At 73.9% G+C, this 21,037-nt stretch carries 14 protein-coding genes and 1 pseudogene; 8 read left to right on the top strand and 7 right to left on the bottom strand.

Annotation, left to right across the window (positions count from 1 at the left end):
* The first annotated feature begins 58 nt into the window (after positions 1–58).
* The 4 genes from ACIBBH_RS34875 (at position 59) to ACIBBH_RS34860 (ending at position 7,609) form a co-directional block, all read left to right on the top strand.
* The gene (locus ACIBBH_RS34875) at positions 59–1,228 is read left to right on the top strand and encodes an AAA family ATPase (protein WP_399411680.1); all 1,170 of its coding nucleotides are present in this window, start codon (positions 59–61) and stop codon (positions 1,226–1,228) included.
* 5 nt (positions 1,229–1,233) lie between these two features.
* A complete protein-coding gene (locus tag ACIBBH_RS34870) occupies positions 1,234–4,908 on the top strand; it encodes a DUF5682 family protein (protein ID WP_399411678.1) in 3,675 nt (1,224 codons plus the stop codon).
* On the top strand, positions 4,905–6,635 hold the full coding sequence (locus ACIBBH_RS34865) for a hypothetical protein (RefSeq protein ID WP_399411676.1): 1,731 nt from the start codon (positions 4,905–4,907) through the stop codon (positions 6,633–6,635). Before ACIBBH_RS34870 ends, ACIBBH_RS34865 begins: the two co-directional genes overlap by 4 nt.
* A 128-nt stretch (positions 6,636–6,763) precedes the next feature.
* Positions 6,764–7,609, top strand: coding sequence for a LuxR C-terminal-related transcriptional regulator (locus ACIBBH_RS34860; protein ID WP_399411674.1), 846 nt, complete (start codon positions 6,764–6,766; stop codon positions 7,607–7,609).
* 194 nt (positions 7,610–7,803) lie between these two features.
* On the opposite strand, the gene ACIBBH_RS34855 is transcribed toward ACIBBH_RS34860, so the two are convergent.
* Together ACIBBH_RS34855 and ACIBBH_RS34850 are read right to left on the bottom strand one after the other, a co-directional pair.
* Complete coding sequence (locus ACIBBH_RS34855; RefSeq protein ID WP_399411672.1) at positions 7,804–7,998, bottom strand: hypothetical protein; 195 nt, start codon at positions 7,996–7,998, stop codon at positions 7,804–7,806.
* Between the two features lie 350 nt (positions 7,999–8,348).
* Positions 8,349–9,626: a hypothetical protein gene (locus ACIBBH_RS34850; RefSeq protein ID WP_399411670.1), complete on the bottom strand. Its 1,278-nt coding sequence runs from the start codon at positions 9,624–9,626 to the stop codon at positions 8,349–8,351.
* Between the two features lie 400 nt (positions 9,627–10,026).
* Between ACIBBH_RS34850 and ACIBBH_RS34845 the strand changes: the two genes are divergently transcribed.
* Entirely contained in the window at positions 10,027–11,211 is a 1,185-nt protein-coding gene (locus ACIBBH_RS34845; RefSeq protein WP_399411668.1) for a type III polyketide synthase, read from the top strand.
* 168 nt (positions 11,212–11,379) lie between these two features.
* Here ACIBBH_RS34845 and ACIBBH_RS34840 read toward each other — a convergent pair whose 3' ends face one another.
* Both ACIBBH_RS34840 and ACIBBH_RS34835 read right to left on the bottom strand, forming a co-directional pair.
* On the bottom strand, positions 11,380–13,539 hold the full coding sequence (locus ACIBBH_RS34840; protein ID WP_399411666.1) for a SpoIIE family protein phosphatase: 2,160 nt from the start codon (positions 13,537–13,539) through the stop codon (positions 11,380–11,382).
* A gap of 443 nt (positions 13,540–13,982) precedes the next feature.
* Positions 13,983–14,405: a secondary thiamine-phosphate synthase enzyme YjbQ gene (locus ACIBBH_RS34835; protein ID WP_399411664.1), complete on the bottom strand. Its 423-nt coding sequence runs from the start codon at positions 14,403–14,405 to the stop codon at positions 13,983–13,985.
* 158 nt (positions 14,406–14,563) lie between these two features.
* Between ACIBBH_RS34835 and ACIBBH_RS34830 the strand changes: the two are divergent.
* Together ACIBBH_RS34830 and ACIBBH_RS34825 are read left to right on the top strand one after the other, a co-directional pair.
* Positions 14,564–14,982 (top strand): annotated as a pseudogene (locus tag ACIBBH_RS34830) (alkanesulfonate monooxygenase); the annotation flags it as partial.
* The gene (locus ACIBBH_RS34825) at positions 14,966–16,063 is read left to right on the top strand and encodes an NAD(P)-binding domain-containing protein (protein ID WP_399411662.1); all 1,098 of its coding nucleotides are present in this window, start codon (positions 14,966–14,968) and stop codon (positions 16,061–16,063) included. The pseudogene ACIBBH_RS34830 and the gene ACIBBH_RS34825, both read left to right, overlap by 17 nt.
* 12 nt (positions 16,064–16,075) lie before the next feature.
* Here ACIBBH_RS34825 and mltG read toward each other — a convergent pair whose 3' ends face one another.
* Together mltG and ACIBBH_RS34815 are read right to left on the bottom strand one after the other, a co-directional pair.
* Entirely contained in the window at positions 16,076–16,969 is an 894-nt protein-coding gene (mltG, locus tag ACIBBH_RS34820) for an endolytic transglycosylase MltG (RefSeq protein ID WP_399411660.1), read from the bottom strand.
* Positions 16,970–17,032: 63 nt separating this feature from the next.
* Positions 17,033–18,841: an ABC transporter ATP-binding protein gene (locus ACIBBH_RS34815; protein WP_399411658.1), complete on the bottom strand. Its 1,809-nt coding sequence runs from the start codon at positions 18,839–18,841 to the stop codon at positions 17,033–17,035.
* A gap of 115 nt (positions 18,842–18,956) precedes the next feature.
* On the opposite strand from ACIBBH_RS34815, the gene ACIBBH_RS34810 reads away from it, so the two are divergent.
* Positions 18,957–19,406, top strand: a complete 450-nt coding sequence (locus ACIBBH_RS34810) for a MarR family winged helix-turn-helix transcriptional regulator (protein WP_399411656.1) — start codon at positions 18,957–18,959, stop codon at positions 19,404–19,406.
* 16 nt (positions 19,407–19,422) lie between these two features.
* Here ACIBBH_RS34810 and ACIBBH_RS34805 read toward each other — a convergent pair whose 3' ends face one another.
* The gene (locus ACIBBH_RS34805; protein WP_399411654.1) at positions 19,423–21,027 is read right to left on the bottom strand and encodes a peptide-N4-asparagine amidase; all 1,605 of its coding nucleotides are present in this window, start codon (positions 21,025–21,027) and stop codon (positions 19,423–19,425) included.
* Positions 21,028–21,037 lie beyond the last annotated feature (10 nt).

Here is a 21,037-nt window from a genome sequence, read left to right as displayed (position 1 = left end):
TGCGCGGGCCACCGCCGATGACCACCACCCGCACCACCGCACCGAAGGACCACCGCCGATGACCACCACCCTCGTCCCCGACGCCACCCGGCAGATCGTGCCGCCCGAGGACCGGTACGCCACCGAGCTGGCCTTCCTCGCCGCGTACGACGGCGGGCCTCGTCCCCCCGCCTGGCGGCTGACCCCACGTGCCGTCGTCACGTTCGTCATGGGCAGCGGCGGTCAGGCGCTGCGGCTGCCCGACGACGCCGAGGTGCCCGAGGGCGTCCCGCGCCGGCTGGTGGTCGAGGGCAAGTTCGTCGGCGACCGGGCGCTGGTCGAGCGGTGCGTGGTCACGCTCGCCGGTGAGCGCGGACTGCTGCTCGTCGGCGAGCCCGGCACCGCCAAGTCCATGCTGTCGGAGCTGCTGTCGGCCGCCGTGTGCGGAACCAGCGGCCTGGTGGTGCAGGGCACGGCGGGTACGACGGAGGACCAGCTCAAGTACGGCTGGAACTACGCCCTGTTGCTCGCCAAGGGGCCCAGCCGTGAGGCGCTCGTGCCCTCTCCCGTTCTCGCCGCGATGCGCCGGGGTGCCGTCGCCCGGGTCGAGGAAGTGACCCGGTGCCTGCCCGAGGTGCAGGACTCGCTGGTGTCGCTGCTGTCCGAGCGGCGCATCGCGGTCCCCGAACTGACGGACACCGAGGACGCCCTGGCACACGCCGCACCCGGCTTCAACGTCATCGCCACCGCCAACCTGCGCGACAAGGGCGTCTCGGAGATGTCCGCCGCCCTCAAGCGGCGCTTCAACTTCGAGACCGTCGGCCCCATCCCGGACCTCGACGCCGAGACCGCGCTGGTGCGCGGCCAGGCGCGGGCCGCCGTCGAGCGGGCCGGGGCGCCCTTCCAGGTGGACGACGCCGTCCTGGAGGCCCTCGTCACCGCCTTCCGTGACCTGCGCGAGGGCCGGTCCGCGGAGGGCTGGGAGGTGGAGCGGCCCTCCACCGTGATGAGTACCGCGGAGGCCGTGTCCGTCGCGGGCGCGCTCGGGCTGGCCGCGGCCTACTTCCCGGGGGACCGCGACGTGCTCGGGCTGCTGCCCGGACATCTCCTCGGCGTGGTCAGAAAGGACGACCCGGCCGACGCGGCCCGGCTGCGCGGCTACTGGGACGGTCCCGTGCGGCGCCGTGCCGAGCAGGGCTCCGCCACCTGGCGCACCCTGTGGGACCTGCGCACGGTCCTGGAGGGCTGACGGCCGTGCCCCTCTCCCCCGACGCGGCCCTCGCGGCCCTCACCGACCCGGCGGCGCCCTACCTCATCGGCGTCCGGCACCACGCGCCCTCGCTGGCCGCGGCCGTACCCGCGCTGCTGGACGCGGCCAGGCCGGACGTGCTGCTCGTCGAGCTCCCCGCCGAGCTGCAGGAGTGGCTGCCCTGGCTCGGCCACGAGGAGACCCGGGCCCCGGTCGCCCTGGCGGCCGCCCCCGGCGACGGCGGCGGAGGGGACGGCCCGGCCTTCTACCCCTTCGCCGACTTCTCGCCCGAACTCGCCGCGGTGCGCTGGGCGATCCGCCACGAGGTCCCGGTCATCGCCTGCGATCTGCCGCTGGCGGACCGGGGACGGGCCGAGGAGCGCAGTGACCAGAGGCGGGCCGCCGGGCTCCCCGGTCTCGCCGCCGCCCTGCGGTCCCGGCTCACCGGCCGCCCCGGCGACGACCTCTGGGACCGGCTCGTCGAGGCCACCGCGCCGGGCTCGCCGCCCGAGGCGCTCCGCCGGGCCGCGCTGCTCGCGGGGTGGGCGCTGCGCGAGGACGCGGCGGCCTCGGGCGGGGTTCCCGAAGTGGACCTGCGGCGCGAGCGGTGGATGCGCGCCTGTCTGGCCGACGCGACCGGGAAGGGGCAGCGGGCCGCCGTGGTCGTCGGCGCCTTCCACGCACCGGCGTTGGTGTCCCCGCCGGGGGAAGCGGGGCCCGAGCCGGCGCCGCGGGCCGCGGCGGCGGGCACCGGCGGGACCGGGCCGGGATCGCCGGGCGCCGGGGCACCGGGGCCGGGTTGCCCCGCCGGCCCCGGCACCCGCCCCACCTGGACGACCTCGCTCATCCCCTACAGCTACGCCCTCCTGGACGAACGCTCCGGCTACCCCGCGGGCATCCGTGACCCGGAGTGGCAGCACCTCGTACTGGAGGCGGCGGGTGATCCGGACGCGCTGGAGGAGGCGCTGACCAGGGCGGCGGTACGGGTGTGCGCGGAGTTGCGGGCCCTCGGTCATCCGTCGGGGCCCGCCGACGCGCGGGAGATCAGCCGGCTCGCCGCAGACCTCGCACGGCTGCGCGGCCTGCCCGCGGCGGGCCGGGGCGAGCTGGTCGAGGCGGTGCAGACGGTGCTGGCGCAGGGTGAACCGTACGGCCGGGGGCGGGCCGTCGCGCGGGCGATGGAGAAGGTGCTCGTCGGTGCGCGCGGTGGACGCCCCGCGCCCGGCGCGCCACGCAGCGGTCTGGCCCCCGCGGTGGAGGCGGAGTTGGCGGCGCTGGGCCTGCCCGGGCCGGAGGCGGGCGTGTCCGGCCCGGCCCGGGACCTGCGCCTGGATCCGCTCCGCTCCGGCCTGGACCGCCGCCGCGAACTCCTGCTGCGCCGGCTGACGGTGTGCGGCGTGCCGTACGGGGAGGCGAAGAAGGTCGTCGGCGCGGGCGGCGCCGAGGCGCTGACCTCTCGCTGGGAGGTGCGCTGGACGCCCGCCACGGCGGCCATGCTGGCCACGGCCGGGATGCGGGGGGTCACCCCGGCCCAGGCCGCCGAAGGCGTGCTGCGCGAGCGGCGGCGCGTGGAGCGGGGCGAGGGCGGGCCCACCGCCGCACAGGCCCTGGGGGGTCTGGAGCAGGCGGCGGAGTGCGGGCTGCCCGCTCTCGCCGACGAGGGGCTCGCCGACACCGCCGAGGTGCTGCCGCAGTCCGGCACGCTGCCCGAACTCCTCGCCGGTCTCGCCCTGCTGGACCGGCTGCGCTCCGGCCACATCGCCGGGCTCGGCGCCGACGACGACCGTACGGCCCGGGGGGCCGCCGTGGCCGAGCTGCTGACCGCCGCCGCGGTGCGCCAGGTGGACGGGCTCACCGGCTCGGAGGATCCCGCCGACGCCCACGCTCTGCTGGACCTCGCCCACCGCGCGGACCAGCTGGGCGGCATCCGGCTCGCCGGCGCCCTGGCCCGCCTGGCCGCCGACGGCTCCCCGCTGATGCGCGGCGCCGCCGGGGCCGTACGCGTCCTGCTCGGGCACGAGGACGCAGGAGTGCTCGGCGGACGCGTCGCCTCCTGGGTGGACACCGCCTGCGACGCGGAGTCCCGGTCCGCGCTGACCGCCCGGCTCACCGGACTGCTGACCGCCGCCGGCCAGCTCCTGGAGGCCGCGCCGCCGGCCCTGGAACCCTTGCTCACCCGGGTGTCGGAGCTGTCCGACCAGGACTTCCTCGACCGGCTGCCCGCACTGCGGGGAGGGTTCGACACGCTCAGTCCGGCCGCCCGTGACCGTCTGCTGGCCGGCGTCGAAGAGCGGCTGGACACCAGCCACTTGGCCGACACGGCAGACGTCGACCCCGTGGCCCTCGCCACCTGGACGCGCGCGGACCTCGCGGCACGGGAGGCCCTGCGGACGATGGGGCTGCTTCCGCCGCCCGCAAGCCAGCCGGAGCAGCCGGGGCCCGCCGCCGACGGAGCCGCCCCCGGCGCAACCGGCGCGTCGGACACATCAGGCGCATCGGGTACATCCGGGGCAGCCGGTGCCGCCTGTGCGGCCGGTACCTTCAGTGCGGCCGGTACGTCCGGCGAGCGACACCGGCTCGCCCCCGCCGACCGCTGGCGCCTGCTGCTCGGCCGCCGCAAGGACCAACTGCCCCGGTCGGCGGACGCCCTGGCCAGCGCGCTGGACGAGCTGTACGGCAGCGGACGCGGCGAGGGCAGCCGGGGTGACCTCACCGGCGGGGGCCGGGGCGGCGGGCGGGAGGCGTCGTTTCCCGGTGTGCGGGAGTGGTCGCAGGAGCTGGCGGCACTGTTCGGGCCGGGCATCCGGGAGGAGGTGCTGGCGGCAGCGGCAGCGGCGGGCCGCAGGGACGTGTTCGCCGAGCTGGACCCGGACAGCGTGCGGCCCTCGGTCGACCTGCTGCGCAGTGTGCTGCGGCATGCGGGCGGGCTGCCCGAGGCCCGGCTGGCGGCACTGCGCCCGCTCGTCCGGCGCCTGGTCGACGCCCTGACCCGGCAGCTGGCCACGCGGCTGCGCCCCGCGCTGCACGGCACGGCCCTGCCCCGGCCCAGCCGGCGCCCGGGCGGCGGCCTCGACCTGCCCCGCACCCTGCGGGCCAACCTGGCTACCGCGCGGCGCGGCCCGGACGGCACGGTCCAGGTCATCCCCGAGCGGCCGGTCTTCCGTGCGCGGGCCCGGCGGGCCGCCGACTGGCGGCTGATCCTGGTCACCGACGTGTCGGGATCCATGGAGGCGTCCACGGTCTGGGCCGCCCTCACGGCCTCGGTGCTGGCCGGGGTGCCCACCCTGTCGACGCACTTCCTGGCCTTCTCCACCGAGGTCATCGACCTCACCGACCACGTCGAGGACCCGCTGTCGCTGCTGCTGGAGGTGAGCGTGGGCGGCGGCACGCACATCGCGGCGGGGCTGCGGCACGCCCGCGAGCTGGTGACCGTACCGTCCCGCACCCTCGTCGTGGTCGTCAGCGACTTCGAGGAGGGCTACCCGCTCGGCGGGCTGCTCGCCGAGGTCCGCGCGCTGGTCGGCGCCGGCTGCCACGTCCTGGGCTGCGCGAGCCTCGACGACACGGGACGGCCCCGGTACTCCACCGGCGTGGCGGGACAGCTCGTCGCCGCGGGGATGCCCGTCGCCGCCCTCAGCCCGCTCGAACTCGCCCGCTGGGTAGGGGAGAAGATCGCATGAACCCGGGCCTCCCTCCGGTCGCCGCGTCCGTGACCGCCGAACTCGTGGGGGCGCTGTCGCCCCGGCTGCGCAAGCGGCTCGACGCGGGCATCACCAAGCTCGCCGCCCGGCCCGCCGTCGTCGACGGCGACACCGTCCGCATCGCCGTCGACGACGACACCCACCTCGAACTCCACGCCCCTGACGGCTCGGTGACCAGCGCGGACGCCATCCGCTGCGGGTGCCTGCTGGCCCCCGACTGCCTGCACCGCGCCGCCGCGGCGTCGGCTGCGCCGATCGCCGACGCCGGAGCTGGGGACGGACCGGCCGACTCCGCCGGAGGAGCACCCTCCGCGACCGGCGAGGAGGAAGAGCCCCCCGTGCAGGCCGAGACGCCGCCCCCCGCACAACGCGCCGCCGCCCGGGCCGTGCACGACGCGGCGGCGGCCGTGCTGGACGCGGGCACGGACGGCGCGGGCGCGGTGCTCCAGGCGGAGCTGCTGCGCGCCGCGCACACCGCGCGCCTGGCGGGCCTGCCCCGGGCCGCCGCCTCGGCGGTCTCCGTGGTCACGGCGGTACGCGCGGCCCGCTCGGCCGATCCGGCGTACCGCCTCGCCGGCCTCGTCGCCGCGCTGCGCGAGGTCCTGTCCGTCGCCCACCGCCTGCCGTCGGCCACCGGCGCAAACCTGGCCGCCCTGCGCGGCACCGTGCGGCAGCCGTACACGCCGGACGGCTCGCTGCGCCTGTACGGCCTGTTCTCCGAACCCGTCCTGACGGCGACCGGCTACGCGGGCGCCGTCTCCTGGACCGCCGACGCCGACGGCCGTCTCTACACGGTCTCCGACGTCGCCCCGGGCGGCTCCGGGCGGGCCGTGGGCGCGGCCGACCGTGCCGTACGCATCGGCGACACGGCCCTGACGCACCGCGAGTTGTCGCGGGCCGGGCTCGCGGTGTCCGGGGCCACCGTCTCGCCGACGGGACGGCTGGGTGCGGGGGCGGGGGTACGTGCGGTCCGCGCGTCCGGCGCCGACTGGAGCGGCGAACCTCTCGACCGGCTCTGGACGGTGCCCGTCGGCGAACAGGTCCGGCGCGCCCTGGACGGCGGCCACGACCTGCTCTTCCTGGACGTCACCCTGACCGGCACGGTGCGCGAGGCGGCGGGCGACTGCCTGCTGGCCGACTGCGACGGACGCACGCTCCGGCTGGCCGCCGCCCACGACCATCCCGCGCTCCCCCACCGCGACAATCTCCGCCTGCTGGCCGCCGCCCGGGGCAGCAGGCTGCGGATCATCGCCCGCCTCGCCCCTGCCCCGCAGCCGCGCGCCCTGCTGCTCGCCACCCGGCACCCCACCGATCCCGGGGCGCGTGTGGACCTCGGCCTCGACCGTCTCCAGCACGCCGACCTGCCCGCCCAGGCACCGCCGCCCGCCGGGCCCGCCGGGCCCGCCCCGGACGAGGCCCCGCTGCACCTGCTGCGCCGCCGCCTCCACCAGGCCGCCTCCGGCGGCCGGCGCGTGCTGGCCTTCTCCGGGGACGGCGGCGACGGACGACGCCTGCGCCGCCAGGGCCTCGCGACCGCGGGTGACCTGCTCGACGAGCTCCGGTCCGCCGCCGCGGACCGCTCCCGCGACCCCTTCGGCCGTCTGCTCCCCGCCGACACGGACCGCTTCGCCCGTGCCTGGCTCGCCGCCGCCCTCTACACAGAGGAGGTGGACCGGGCGCTGTGCGCGGCCGCGTGGGGCGCGTGAGAGCACCCGGGGACCACACTGTGCGGGCCGCCGCTCCCCCGTAACGGCGGCCCGCACAATGGTGGAGGACAGCCGACCGTGCCGGTGTCGCCCGGTTGCAGTCTGGAACAGCGAGGAGCCGTGGGGGTATGGGTACAACTGCGTACGCGGACAACCGGAGAGCAACAGTGGCACAGGGCCTGGGCGGAGCCTACGAACGCATGCTGTCGGTCGCCGTGGCAGCGCTCCACGAACGGGAACCCGAGCGCCTGTGGCCCCTGATGGCCTCCGCCCTGCCCGGCCTGTGCGGTGGAGAGACGCTGATCTACAAGCTCGACGACTGGAGCGAGAGCAAGGGCACGGTCGGCATGTCACCCGGCGTCGCCGCGGCGTTCGACCGGCGCGGGGACGAGGCTCTGGGCCTGTTGCGCGCGGGATACCCGTTCGCGCACCATTACGCGGCCGACGACGACCGGACGCCCGTCACGGCACGCCGGGCGGCGGGCCGCGCATGGCAGTCGAGCCCGACGGCACGGCTCATCGCAGACACCATGGGCGTGGACCACGTGCTGGGGCTCCCCCTGTCGCGGTCCGCCGCGCCCGTCACCGGATGCCTCGTCTACCGCTCCGGTTCGGACTTCACCGACGACCACGTCCGGCTCGCTCAGCGCCTGCAGCCGCTGCTGGCGGCCGTCGACCAGCAGCGACAGCTCCTGGAACGCTGGCGGGCGACGGCCGTCACCCCGCGCGAACCGCCGGAGGCCGGTGCGCTCACGCCCCGCGAGACGACCGTCCTGCTCCTGCTCACCGACGCCCTGACCGCCGCCGCGATCGGCCGCCGCCTCGGCATCTCCTCCCGTACGGTGCACAAACACGTCGAGAACATCTACCGCAAACTCGGCACCCGCGACCGCATCAGCACCGTCCTGCGGGCCCAGCAGCTCGGCCTGGTGGCCACGCCCGGCGGCCTGCCGGACCACGCGCCGTCCGGATAGCGGCCCGGGTCCTCACTTCCGCGACCGCGCGATGGCGGGCACGATCCGGTGGTCCCGCCGACCGCGGGGCCTGAGTTCCTACGACGGCCGGGAGCGGACCGGCGGGGCCGAACTCGGCGCCGGACAACAGGGGGTGCGGCCTGTGGGCCGCCCGCACCGCGGCGGCCGTCCGCTTTCCCACCTGCCGTCGGCCATCAGGACGGGCGCCATCCGGCCAGCCCGGACACGAGGAGCAGGACCGCACAGACCGCGACCAGAGGCGTGAACAGCCGCGAGGGGCGGTACTTCCTCGCGGTGGCGCCGACCGACGCCTCGCACCACCGGCGCAGCGGCTCGGAGAGAGCCACTGCCGGTAACTGCTCGGTCCGGTCCTCTGATGCCTTGTCCACTGCGGTGTTCCCCCAGTCCGTTCCGCCGTGCGCAACCACACGTCCATGCGTGCACAGGGATGCCGCACGGAATGCATCGACCTGCGTGCGCTGATCGTAGTGAAAGCGGTGAATCTTCCTGCAGGTGAAAGCACGGCGGCGATCACGCGCCCGCGGCCCCCACCGTGCCGACCACTTTCGCGTGAGGACGGTGCCCGCCTGCGCCGATACGCCGGGCGGCAGCTGTTGCTGACCCGTCGTCGGCACCCCGGTTCCAGGGAAGGCGTCGGTGCCCATATCACCCGGACGAGTGCGTCTGGCATGTGCCACCACGGTCCTCGCCACGGCGGTGGTGCATACCCCGTTGCCCGCTACCGGCACCATCTCCGACCCGGTCCACGCCCCTCAACTCGACGTCGCACCGACGCCCGCGGCCCGGCCGGCGGCGCGGCCGCGGGCCCGACCTCCGCACCGCTCACCGCGTCCCGGGCCAGAACGTGCAGACCACCGTCGAGGGTCAGCCGGATGGCCTCGGCGTCGATCCGCAGCCGGCACAGTGGGGAAAGACAGGTGATCAGAAACGTGACGGCCGCGAACACGTCGGTGCCCCACGACAGTGCCGTCACGGCGCCCGCCGTCGTGGCACCGCCGCCGCCCAGAACCCAGGCCAGGACGGCGGAGGCCGACGACAGGGCGGCCCGCCCGCGCAGCAGCACGGCAGCCGGGCGGGAGATCAGCCGGCCGGGGACGTTCACCGCTTCCGCCCGTCCGCAGGGCATCGTGGCCGCGCCGTGCCAGCGCTCTCCCGCGTACCGGCGGCACAGGTCGTCGAGGCTCCGTGAGGTCACCGCGAGATACCGCAGATCGAGCACGATGCCCCGTCGTTCCTCCACCCATGCCGGCGGGAGGACCGTGCCCGCGCCGCGCGGACGGTGGCCCCGGCTCGCACGGACCAGCGGCTTCCCCCGGAAGAACTCCCTCCCCGTGACCGACGTCCTCCTCGGCGCCGGGAGCAGGCACAGCCCCTCGACCTCGGCCCAGCGCAGCCGCGTGCGCCGCGTACCGCCGCGCAGCTCCAGGCCCTCCGCGCTCAGGACGAGGGCGATCGGCCTGACGAGTCTGACCAGGAGTACGACGAGAAGCACCGCCCACACGACCACCGCCAGGCCCGCGCCCCGCGACACCTGGAAGCCGTGGGGCTGCGACCGCCAGTGCGCGCCTCCGGAACAGGCCCAGAGTGCGAGCGCCGCGGCGGCCGTCTGGCAGAAAAGCGTGCACAGAGCCTGCGGACTTCTGCCGATCCGGGTCGTGGGCAGGTGCACCTGTCCGGTCCCCGGTTCCACCACCTGCGCCATCGAGCCCCCGTTGCTCTTCCACGTCCGCGGCGCGGGCCGCAACCCCCCGCAGCCAGGGCCGCACACACAGCGGTTCCAGCGTACCGAGCCCCGGTGACGCCGGGTCAGAGCGCGGCGGCGCCGTTCCCGGACCGGTTGTCGGAGGACCTCGCACAGGCAGCGGCCGGCCGAGCCGCCCAGGACGACGCGGTCGTCGTGCGGGTGGAAGGAGCAGGAGGACAGGTGGTTGTCCACGCGCAGTTGACACCCCTCGGCCGCCGACTCGGTGCACCACAGGAAGGCCGAGCCTTCCATGGTGACGGCCGCCAGATGGGCGCCCGTCCCGTGACAGGGCTACGGACCACACCGCCGATCCGTCGCCTTCGGGGAGACAGTGGCCCGTGCCGCCAGGGATGTCGCCCGGCTCCGGCGGCAGTGAGCAGGTAGCGGTTCTGGCTGACGGTGAATCAGGTGAGGCTTGCCGGCCCGCTCCGAGAGCCCCTGTTTCAGCGGTGTGTGCCGTGTCACGCACCCCAAGGACTGTCTAAGTTGTCTGCATCACAGCGGAAATGTCTGTTTAACGTCCATGCTCGAAACGGATACCGACTCCCGAAGTGGAGCTCATCGGCAATCCCTTGGGCGCGAAGTCCCAAAGTGACCCATGACACAGCACTCGTGACATTCCTGCTTGTTTCCCCCGGAAAGGTGCCCCATTATGGCCGCTTACCTCTGTCCTCCTGCCGTGATACACGGCGAACACACCGTGGAGACCAGCCAGATCGTGGCGGAGGTGCGCGACCGGCATCCGCACGCGGCGTGGGCGCCGCGGATCGACGGCATCGCGGCCAGCACGGGCATCGAGACCCGCGGGTGGATGCTGCCGCTGGAGGCCGCCGTCGCGCCCGGCAACGGCGGCGGCCTGCGGGCTGTCGGCATCGGGTCGGCCCAAGAGGCGTTGGCGCGCGACGGGTTCACCCAGCAGGACGTGGACCGCGTGATCGCCGCCCTTGGGGCGATACCCGGGCCGCAGACCGTCCAGGAGCGCACCGCGCCGGCCTGGGAGGCCGTGCAGTCCTACGGGGAGCGTGCGGCGCGCGGGGCCCTGCAGATCGCCGGGCTGGACGCCGCAGACATCGACTGCCTGATCACCAGTCACTCCACCACGCCGGCACTGCCGGGTCTGGACATCGCCCTGGCCAACAAGCTTCCGCTCCGCAACGACGTGATGCTGCTGCCGGCCACGCAGTGGGCCTGTGTCGCGGGGACCCGCTCCCTGGCGTTGGCGGCGGATCTCGTGGCCGCGGACCCCGACCGGGTGGTCCTGGTCGTGATCGCGGAGGCGCTGAGCACGACCTACCAGCCCGCGGACGACACTCTCGAGTCCCTGATCGTCCGGTTGCTGTTCGCGGACACCGCGGTCGCCACGGTGGTCACGGGCCGCCCGCGGCGCGAGTCGGTGCTGCGGCTGGACGCCGCCTGGCACCACACCCTGCCCGGCACCCAGGACCTGCACCGCCTGGACACGCGGGCGGACGGCACCCACTTCGTGATGGACCGGCGCGGGCCGCGCGCCGTACAGGAGACGGTCACCGCGATGTGGAAGTGGCTGCGCGTCCGTTACCAGGACCACCCCGACTCCTGGCACCCCGACGTGCTGCTGGCGCACCCCGGCGGGACCCGGGTGCTGGAGTACATGGAGCAGACGATGCCCGACGCGTGGCCGTCGGGGCTGCTGGACTACAGCCGGGACAGCTACACCAGCGGCAACCGAGGAGGCGCCGCCGTGTTCGACATCCTGCGACGGGCGCACGACGCCGGGCAGAAGCCGGGCAGTCGCGCCGTCCTGTACGCGGCGGCACCGGGCCTCACCGCCACCGCCCTGGAAGGGGAGTGGCTGTAGTGCGAGCCCGCGCCACCCGTACCGGCGAACGGGCCGTCCGCATCACCGGTCACGCCATCGGTACCGCTGAGGGAACCGTCCGTACCGTCGGTGGCGTCGAGTGACGGGTACGCCCCCGTACCATCGCCGCGCTCCCGTACGCCGGCGGCGCCCCGCCCCGCAGCCGCGTCACCTGACTTCCGCCCAGACCACCTTGCCGGTGTCCGTCCACCGCACCCCCCACCGGGTGGTGAGCCTGTGCACGATGTGCAGGCCGCGACCGCCGTCGTCGAGGAGGCCGCCCCGGCTCAGCCGTGGCCTGCCGTTGCCGGTGTCGCCCACCTCGCACAGCAGGCCGTGACCGGCCCTGATCAGCCGTACCGTGATGGGACCGGCGGCGAACCGCACCGCGTTCGTGACCAGCTCGCTGACCAGCAGCAGCACGTTGTCCCGGGTGTCGTCCCTGGTGCGCCATTGCCGCAGCAGCGCGGAGACCTGCGCGCGGGCACGGGCGGGGGCGTCGTCGCGGGCGGCCAGCCGCCAGGTCGCGGTGTCCCCCTTGCGGTAGCCGATCATCCGCGCGAGCAGCAGGGTCACATCGTCGCGCTGGCGCACGGGTGCCAGCGCGGAGACGACGTGCCGTGCGGCCTGCTGCAGGGCTTCCCAGGGGTGCACCCTGGACACGGCGTCCGCCAGCCTGCCGATGCCCTCGTCGATCGACATGGCCGGATCCTCCACCAGGCCGTCGGTGTAGAGGACGAGCAGGGAGCCTGGGGGTGCGCCGAACGTGTGCACGTCGAACGGCTCCCGCAGCGCGAACTCGGCGCCCAGGCCGGGGTGAGGGCGGACCGCAAGCGGCCCGGCGTGCCCGTCCGGAGAGACCAGGACCGGGGGGAGGTGGCCGGCGCTGGACAGCGCCACATGGTGGCTGACCGGGTCGTAGAGGACGATGCAGCAGGTCGACCCGAGGGCGCTGTAGCCGGCCGTCAGCCCGGACTCAGCGTCGTCCAGCAGCGTCACGGTTTCGTCCAGGTGCTCCAACACCTCGTCGGGCGCGAGCCCCGCGGACAGCAGCGCGCGGGCCTCCATGCTCAGCTGGCCCATGGTTGCCGCGGCTCCCAGGCCGTGCCCGACGACGTCACCGACCACCAGCGCGGTACGGCCGTCCGCCAGCGGAAAGCTGTTCACCCAGTCGCCGCCGACGCCCGCGCTGTCGGGCGTGGCGGGCTGGTAGACGCTGGCGATCTCGATGGTGTCGCCGCCGGTCCGGGGCAGCAGCCGGCGCTGCAACGCCAGCACCTGCGTGTGCTCGCGCTGGTGCTGACGGGCCAGGTCGACGTGATGGGCGGTCCTGGCCACCAGTTCCTGCAGGTCCAACAGCTCGCTGTCGCGGAAGGGGCAGTCCGCCCGTCGCCAGACCTCCGCCACGCCCAGCACGACGGGCGGTGTGCCGTCCAGGACCAGCGGTATGCACGCCACACCCGCCGACCGGTCGCCGGGCACCAGGGCACGCATCACTCGGGGACTGCCGAGTACCCGCTCGACCGCCTCCCGGTCGGGTATGACGATGGCCTGCGGGGCGTCGTCCCGCCGTACCGCATGCGCCAGCAGGCGACTCGCGTCGCTGGGAAGATCGTCGCCCGGAGTCACGTAGCCCTCGGGCCACGCCCGGTCCGGTACCAGGGCCGCCCGCCGTAGCCGGATGCGCCCCTGCCCCTGCCCGGTGACTCCCTCGCCCGTCCACACGGCGAAGTCGAGGTCGACGGCGGCCACGTCTCCCCAAGCCAGCAGGGACTGGGCCAGCGACTGCGCGGTGTCGCCGATGTCCAGCGAGGTGCCGATCGCGGTCTCGGCGGCGTACAGGTGCAGCCTCCTGGCCATGGCGATCAGGGAGACGGTCAGGCCCTCCTGAGGCACCGCGGCGGGCAGGATGCTCATCGAGACCACAAGCTCCGACCCGTCGCCGCGCCGCAGACGCTGGATCCGGGCGACGTGCGCCTCACCGGTCTCCAGGACCTGCCGCAACCGCCGTGTGACCGTCGGTACGTCCCCGGGGGGCAGGAGATCGACGAAGGGACTCCCGGCCACGGCGTCCAGACCCCCGAATACGGGGGCGTCCAGATTGCAGCGAGTGATTCTCAGATCACTGTCCAGGTTGACCGCGCCGAGAATCTGGTCCTGACGGCCGGCTGCCGGGTTGTCGGGTACGCGTTGGCGAGTGGTGCGGTCGCCCTGCGCGTCGGCCGGACCGGCGGCCGCTGCCGCTCCGCCGCGTGGGATGTAGCGCTCCAGGGCGCTGCTGACCAGGTCGAACGACGAAGAGGACGAGGGAGAGGGTGTGGAGTCCATGCGGCTCCCTCAGCAATCCCCGGCGCAGCGCCGGGGCCGTACTCGGACCCGTGCGACGGGGCCCCGAGATCCCTGGCCGCACACCTCATTGAATAACACCGGGGGTCGCTTCGCCCACACCAGCGAATCGCGCGGTGAACGCGCACAGTGAGGGAATGCCGCGGCCGGTGGGGCCGTACTCGCCTTGCCGGGGGCCGTCGTCCGCCAGGATGCGACGACCGCCGCAGGACCACCGGGCGTCGGCGCCGTCGGCTCTGACGAGGTCCGGGCACGTACTGCTGGGCCGGGCGATCGGTGCCATGACGTGGTGATCCACGCTGACGCAGCCCCCGCGCCGCACCGGCGCGTCCGCCCGACGCCCTGAGCGGGACTGAGGGCAGGGCGAGACGGTAACGGTGCGGCCGTCCCTCATCGCAAAAGTTGCTCCTCGGGAGGCAGGAAAGTCACCCCAGGAAGCTCAACCGGACCCGACGGTCCGTGTTACTGGTGTTCGTATCCACCAGACACACCGACTGCCACGTCCCCAGTTCCAGCCGCCCGCCGACCACCGGCAGGGTCGCGTGCGGCGGAACGATCGCGGGGAGTACGTGGTCGCGGCCGTGGCCGGGGCTGCCGTGGCGGTGCTGCCAGCGGTCGTCGGCGGGGAGCAGGGTGTGCAGGGCGGCGAGGAGGTCGTCGTCGCTGCCGGCGCCCGTCTCGATGATGGCGATGCCGGCGGTGGCGTGCGGGACGAAGACGTTCAACAGGCCGTCGCGGCCGGCCGCCGCCTCGCCGAGGAAGGCCTCGCAGTCACGGGTGAGGTCGACGACCCGCTCCCGGGAACCGGTGGCGACGTGCAGCACTCGGGTGGTGAAGGCATCTGACATGCCCCCATCCTGACCCATACGCCGGGTTCCACACGTCACCGGCCGACCGTCACGCGATACGGCAGATCCATTCCGCGAGACATCGTCGACCACCGGCTCACCGAGTGGCTGCTTTCGGCCGCATCTTGCGTTCAGCCCTGCTCACCACGCGCGGTCACGCGGACACGGTCGCGGCCGCACAGGCGGCGCCGGGCCGCAGCGAGTCGGTGGGGCGCCAGCGGATGCCGGCCCTGCACGGCGGTTCGCGCGACCGGCTGGAGGTCCACCCCACCTGTGGGCGGGTGCCGGCCTGGTCCGGGGCGGCGCGGGCACCGCTCTGGTCGGCAGCCAAGCCGAGGTGGCCGACCGGACCGAGGAGTACCCCGCGCTGGGTGTCGAGCACTTCGTGCTCTATCCGCACCTGGAGGAGGCGTACTGGTTCGGGGAGGGGGTGATCCCCGAACTGCACGCACGCGGGCTGCTGGACCCCGTGGACAGCGCGAAAGGTGGGCCGCTCCTGGGTGGCGAGCGGGCGCTGAGCCCACGGGAAGATCCCCGGCCGGCTCGGTGTTCGCACCAAGGTGAACACCGCACGTGAGGTCGAAGTGGTCGTCACAGGCGCTGGGCAGGCGGGTCTGTCCAGCGCCTATCACCTGCGGCGCTCCGGCTTCGAGCCGGACCGCGACTTCGTGGTCCTCGACCACGCCCCCGCCCCGGGTGGCGCCTGGCAGTTCCGGTGGCCTTCGCTGACCTACGGCAAGGTGCACGGCATGCACTCCCTGCCCGGGATGGAGCTCACCGACGCCGACTCGGCGCGGCCGTCGGCCGAGGTCATCGGGGAGTACTTCGACACCTACGAGCGGACCTTCGGCCTGCGGGTACGGCGACCGGTCGACGCCCGCGCCGTGCGTGAGGGCGACGGCGGACGGCTGCTCGTGGAGACCTCGGACGGTACGTGGTCGACGCGGGCGCTGATCAACGCCACCGGCACCTGGGACCGGCCGTTCCGGCCGCGCTGCCCCGGGCAGGAGACCTTCCGCGGGCGGCAGTTGCACACCGCTCGGTACGCGGGGCCCGAGGAGTTCGCCGGGCAGCGCGTGGTCGTGGTGGGCGGGGGTGCGTCCGGCACCCAGCACCTGCTGGAGATCGCCCCGTACGCGGCCGCCACCACCTGGGTCACCCGGCGGCCCCCCGTCTTCCGTGAGGGGCCGTTCGACGAGGGCGCGGGCCGGGCCGCGGTCGCGCTGGTGGAGGAGCGGGTGCGGCAGGGGCTGCCGCCCAGGAGTGTGGTCTCGGTCACGGGGCTGCCGCTCAACGACGCGATCCGGCAGGGGCTGCGGGACGGAGTGCTGGACCGGCAGCCGATGTTCGACCGCGTCACCCCGGACGGGGTGGAGTGGCGGGACGGCCGGCGGGTGGCCGCCGACGTCATCCTGTGGGCGACCGGCTTCCGGGCCGCCCTCGGCCATCTGGCGCCGCTGCGGCTGCGGGAGCCGGGCGGCGGGATCCGGGTCGAGGCCACGCGCGCGGTCGCCGATCCGCGCGTCCACCTGGTCGGGTACGGGCCCTCGGCCAGCACCGTCGGCGCCAACCGGGCGGGGCGCGCGGCCGTGCGGGACATCAGGCGGCTGCTGCTGGCGCCCCGACAGGCACTGACCACGGAGCCCGCCGCCGCCTGAGGTGCCGGCCGCTCATCTCGGCGGCTGGGTCACCTGCGGCTGACTCTGCGACTGCTGCGGGCTCCGGCCCGGCTGCTGCCCCTTGCTCTGCTGAAGGGCGTTGAATTCGGCCACGTTGCGCTGGTGCTCGGTGTAGTCGGCGGTGAAGCGGGTGTCGCCGGGCTTGACCGTGACGAAGTAAAGCCAGTCGCCCGGCACCGGGTTGACCGCGGCGCGCATCGCCTCCTCGCCCGGGTTGTCGATCGGTGTGGGCGGCAGGCCCATGCGCTGGTAGGAGTTGTAGGGGCTTTCGATCCGGGTGTCGTCCGTGGTGGTCCGGATCGTGTCGCGGTTCAGGGCGTAGTTGATGGTGCAGTCCATCTGCAGCGGCATGCCGCGCTGAAGCCGGTTGATGATGACCCGGGCCACCTTTCCCATGTCGGCCTTCGAGGTGGCCTCGGCCTGGATGATGCTGGCGATGGTGACCGCCTGGTAGAGGTTCATCGCGTTGCGCTGGGCGCCCGCCGCGACCGGCGCCCCGTTGAACTTCTGGTTCGCGGTGTCGACCATGAACCGCAGCAGTGACTCCGGGGTCGCCTTCTCGTCGATCGGGTACGTCGCCGGGTAGAGGTAGCCCTCCGGGTTGCCCCGGGCCTCGTTGGGCAGCTTCAGGGCGGCCTTGCCGAGGGACTTCCCGGTCGTGCCCGCGGGCAGGGCGAGGGCCTTGTCGACGGCCTCGTAGACCTGCCTCGCGCGCCAGCCCTCAGGGATCACCAGGGTCCTGGGCCGGGTGTCCTCGTCGTCCCCCAGGGTCAGCAGCGGCACCGCCACGGCGGTGCCGGTCAGGACGGCGCCGGTCACGACGAGGGCGAGACGGCCCCGGCGTGTCAGTCGGACCGTTCTCCGTGGCGGAGTGTTCGTCTGCATGCGGGCACGGTAACCCGCATAACGTCACATTTCCGGCATATCACCCTCGATGCGGGTATCTCTTCATCTTGTCGGTTCCAGTTGCGCGTCCCGGCGGACCAGGGCCGCGTACCGCCCGTCCAGTTCCAGCAGTTCCTCGTGCGTCCCCCGCTCGGCCACGCGCCCGGAGTCGAGTACCACGATCTGGTCGGCACTGCGGACGGTGGACAGGCGGTGCGCGATGGTGAGCGTCGTGCGGTTGGCCGACAGGGCGTCGATGGCGTCCTGGACGGCGGCTTCGGTACGGGTGTCCAGGGCGCTGGTCGCCTCGTCGAGGATGAGGACGGGCGGGTCGCGCAGGATGGTGCGGGCGATGGCCAGGCGCTGCTTCTCGCCGCCGGAGAAGCGGTGGCCGCGCTCGCCGACGACCGTGTCGTAGCCGTCGGGCAGCGCGGCGATGTGATGGTGGATCTGGGCCGCCCGGGCCGCCTCGTGCAGTTCCTCGTCGGTGGCGTCCGGCTTGGCGAAGCGGAGGTTGTCGGCGACCGAGGCGTGGAAGAGGTACGTCTCCTGCGAGACGACGCCGACCGCGCGGGCCAGGGTGTCGAAGTCGAGGTCGCGGACGTCGACGCCGTCGATGGTCACGCGGCCGCCGGTGACGTCGTACAGCCGGGGCACCAGATAGCCGAGCGAGGACTTGCCCGCGCCGGTCGGGCCGACGATCGCGAGGCTGCTGCCCGCCGGGACGGTGACGTCGATGCCGTCGAGGACCGGGCGGGCCCTGTCGTCGTTGTCGTAGCGGAACTCGACGCCCTCGAAACGGACCTCGCCCTTCACACGGTCGAGGCGGACGGGGTTCTCCCGTTCGGTGATGTCGATGGGCAGGTCGAGGTACTCGAAGATGCGCTGGAAGAGCGCGAGCGAGGTCTGGATCTGCACGCCGGTCGCCAGCAGGCTGACGGCCGGGCGGAACAGGCCCTGCTGGAGCGAGACGAAGGCGACGATCGTGCCGAGCGAGGCCTGCGGGCCGCCCAGTCGGAGGGCCGTCCCGGCGGTCCAGTAGATGACGGCGGGCATGGCGGCCATGACGATGGTGATGACGGCCATGCGCCAGCGGCCGGCCATGTTGGACTTCACCTCGAGGTCGACCAGCCGCTCGGACTCCTCGGCGAAGGACGCCGTCAGCGACTCGGCCCGGCCCATGGTGCGGCCGAGCAGGATGCCGCTGACGGAGAGCGACTCGGTGACCGTGGCGGCCATCGCGGCCATCTGCTTCTGGCGCTGGGTGGTGATCTTCTTGCGTTCGTTGCCGACCCGGCGGCTGATCCACACGAACGCCGGCAGCAACAGCAGCGAGACGACCGTCAGCCGCCAGTCGAGGGCGACCATCGCGACGATCGTGGCGACCACGCTGGTGAGGTTGGAGACCAGCGAGGTGGCGGTGGAGGTGACGGTGGCCTGCATGCCGCCGATGTCGTTGGCGATGCGGGACTGCACCTCGCCGGTGCGGGTGCGGGTGAAGAAGGCGAGCGACATGCGCTGCAGGCGGCCGTAGACGGCGGTGCGCAGGTCGTGCATGACGCGCTGGCCGACGGTGGTGGAGATCAGCGTCTGCAGCACACCGAAGACGCTGGAGAGCACGGCGCTGAGGATCATGCCGAGCGCGAGCAGGCTCAGCAGGCCGGTGCGTCCCTCGGGGATCGCGACGTCGAGGGTCTCCTTGAGGAGGAACGGCGTGGCGACCGAGACCAGGGACGCGGCGCCGACCAGCAGACCGACGATCGCGAGGCGGCCGCGGTAGGGACGGAAGAGCCTCAGGATGCGGCGCACCTGCCGGGGCTGTTCCTTGTTGTCGGCAGGTGGGGTCCAGGAGGTTTCACGGTCGGGATGCATGGGCTCCTACGGAGGTGAGCGGGCGCCGGCGCCGAGGCCGGCCGACGATGACTGACGGATCCTAGCTCGTTGTTACCTATGCTCACAATGAACAAGGTCCTGATATTGTTCCCGCATGACCACCCCCGATTCCGAGGGCCTGCTCGCGGAGCAGCTGCTGCGGCTCACCCGCCGGGTGCACCGCATCCAGAAGCGCCATCTGGAACAGCGTGACCTGGGCATCACTCCGGCCCAGTCCCGGCTGCTGCGCACCCTCGCCCACTACGGCTCGCCGCCGCGCATGGCCGACCTCGCCGAGCGGCTGGAGGTGGTGCCGCGCGCGGTGACCACCCTGGTCGACGGGCTGGAGGCGAGCGGCAGGGTGCGCCGGGTGCCCGATCCGACGAACCGGCGGGTGACACGGATCGAGCTGACGGACGAGGGGCGCGAGACACTCGGGGAGCTGCGCGGCGCGCGCCGGGCGGCGGCGAAGGAGATCCTCGCGCCGCTCACCGAGGAGCAACGCGAGGTGCTCGGCGGGCTGCTGGACACGCTGATCGACGGGGAGACCGTCAAGCGCTGCTGAACCGCTTCCACCCGCTTCAGCGGCGGCTGTCGTCCCCGGTGAGCACCCCCTGAACCGTGGTCAGCGAACGGTCGTAGCAGCCGTCCGAGCCGTACAGCCGGTAGCGCTCTCTCGTCGTGCCGACGGCGTGGCGCTGGTCGCGCGGGACGTTGAGGGTGTACGTGGCGTCGCCGGTGTAGGTGTCGTCGAGCCGCGACCACGCCGTCCGCCTGCCGTCCCTTGTCCCGACGGCCGCCGCCCGGTCGCCGAGCGTCAGCACCGTGCGCAGCCGGTCGTCGGTGCCGATGGTGGTGGTGCCGTCCATCGTGTACGTGCGGTGCGTGTGCGTCGTCCGGGCGGGCCCCCGTCCGTCGACCGTGACCGACACGTCGTCCGTCCAGGTGGCGTCGAGTCCGTCCGTCGTCTCGCCGTCGGTCCAGCGGTGTACGGAGGTAGTGGCGAGCGTCCGCCTGACGGTGGTCGTCACCCGTCCGTGCGAGGTGTCGACGTATCCGGCGACGGTCAGCCGGCGGCCGGCGCGGGTGTCCACGCGGTGCTCCGAACCGGGCGTGTAGACCGAGGAGTTGGTGAGGCCACTCGCCTTGTGCACGGTGAGCCCACCGGTGACGTGCGCCCGCCCCGCGTCCTGCCAGACCAGGACGTTCACCCGAGTGCTCCAGCCCGTCTGCCCCTCGGGAACGCCGAGCACGGACACCTCGACGCGGTGCGGGCGGCCGTCGTTGAGGATTCCGGCGAAGGGCGTCAGGTCGTACTCGACCGGGCGCGCGTCGAAGGCGCGCGGGGCCGGAATGACGTACCAGAGGAAGGGATTGGACCATCCGCCGGTCCACACGTTCGGGAAGGGGGCGGCGATTCCCGCGAGTCGGCCGTCGACCTTGACCTGCACCTCGCGGTAGGGGCCGCCGGCGGCCTTGCAGGAGTACGGCGCCGGGTCCGGGGCGGCCAGGTACCAGAACTCCTCGCAGCCGCCGCCGGATCCGGTGGCGTACACCTCGGCGACGACGCGTTCACTGTTGCGCGGAGTGGTGAGGGTGGTACCGGCGGACGTGTCGGTGAGGGTGAGGACGCGGTCCGGAGCGGTGGCGGCGGGGCGGCCCGCGTAGAAGGTCAGCGTTGCCCTGACGTCGATGACGCCCGTGTACGTGTCGTCGACGACGTTCCCGATGAGCATCTCGACGCCCTGCGGGCTGCGGAAGGTGGCGCTGTAGCGGGTGACGTCCTTCTCCAACGACCACTCGATGCCGTCGGGCGACGGCTCCGGCGTCGACGTACGCAGGACCTCGACGCCGCCGACGTGCAGATAGCCGAGCCGGTCGTACTGGCGGCCCTTCACCTTGCCGTCGAGACGCAGCACGACCTTGCTCCAGCGGTCGCCGCACCCCTGCGGGGGCGTGTAGGCGCCCTGGTACGGCGTGAAGTCCCGGAACTGCGCCTCGGCCAGAGTGACCCGGCAGGACGTGGAGTGCGGCCTGGCGACGGGCGGGGCGGCGGTCACGGGGTCGTGCCAGTCGGTGCCGAACTCTGCGGGGACGCCGGCCGACCGAGCGGGAGCAGCTCCCAGGAGGGTGCTCGCCAGGAGCGAGACCCCGGCAAGCATGGACATGACTATCCGGCTTCTCATGGCCGGTGTT

It is taken from the genome of Streptomyces sp. NPDC051636, assembly GCF_044453765.1.
Taxonomy (GTDB): Bacteria; Actinomycetota; Actinomycetes; order Streptomycetales; family Streptomycetaceae; genus Streptomyces.
The sequence above is the reverse complement of the archived record's forward strand: the minus strand, read 5'-3'. Positions and strand labels throughout refer to the sequence as shown.

What these genes read in the sequence shown, in the direction of transcription:
- ACIBBH_RS34875 (WP_399411680.1), top strand. Translation starts at nt 59, where the DNA reads ATGACCACCACCCTCGTCCCCGACGCCACCCGGCAGATCGTGCCGCCC.
- ACIBBH_RS34865 (WP_399411676.1), top strand. Translation starts at nt 4,905, where the DNA reads ATGAACCCGGGCCTCCCTCCGGTCGCCGCGTCCGTGACCGCCGAACTC.
- ACIBBH_RS34860 (WP_399411674.1), top strand. Translation starts at nt 6,764, where the DNA reads ATGGGTACAACTGCGTACGCGGACAACCGGAGAGCAACAGTGGCACAG.
- ACIBBH_RS34850 (WP_399411670.1), bottom strand. Translation starts at nt 9,626, where the DNA reads ATGGAAGGCTCGGCCTTCCTGTGGTGCACCGAGTCGGCGGCCGAGGGG.
- ACIBBH_RS34845 (WP_399411668.1), top strand. Translation starts at nt 10,027, where the DNA reads ATGGCCGCTTACCTCTGTCCTCCTGCCGTGATACACGGCGAACACACC.
- ACIBBH_RS34840 (WP_399411666.1), bottom strand. Translation starts at nt 13,539, where the DNA reads ATGGACTCCACACCCTCTCCCTCGTCCTCTTCGTCGTTCGACCTGGTC.
- ACIBBH_RS34835 (WP_399411664.1), bottom strand. Translation starts at nt 14,405, where the DNA reads ATGTCAGATGCCTTCACCACCCGAGTGCTGCACGTCGCCACCGGTTCC.
- mltG (WP_399411660.1), bottom strand. Translation starts at nt 16,969, where the DNA reads ATGCAGACGAACACTCCGCCACGGAGAACGGTCCGACTGACACGCCGG.
- ACIBBH_RS34815 (WP_399411658.1), bottom strand. Translation starts at nt 18,841, where the DNA reads ATGCATCCCGACCGTGAAACCTCCTGGACCCCACCTGCCGACAACAAG.
- ACIBBH_RS34810 (WP_399411656.1), top strand. Translation starts at nt 18,957, where the DNA reads ATGACCACCCCCGATTCCGAGGGCCTGCTCGCGGAGCAGCTGCTGCGG.
- ACIBBH_RS34805 (WP_399411654.1), bottom strand. Translation starts at nt 21,027, where the DNA reads ATGAGAAGCCGGATAGTCATGTCCATGCTTGCCGGGGTCTCGCTCCTG.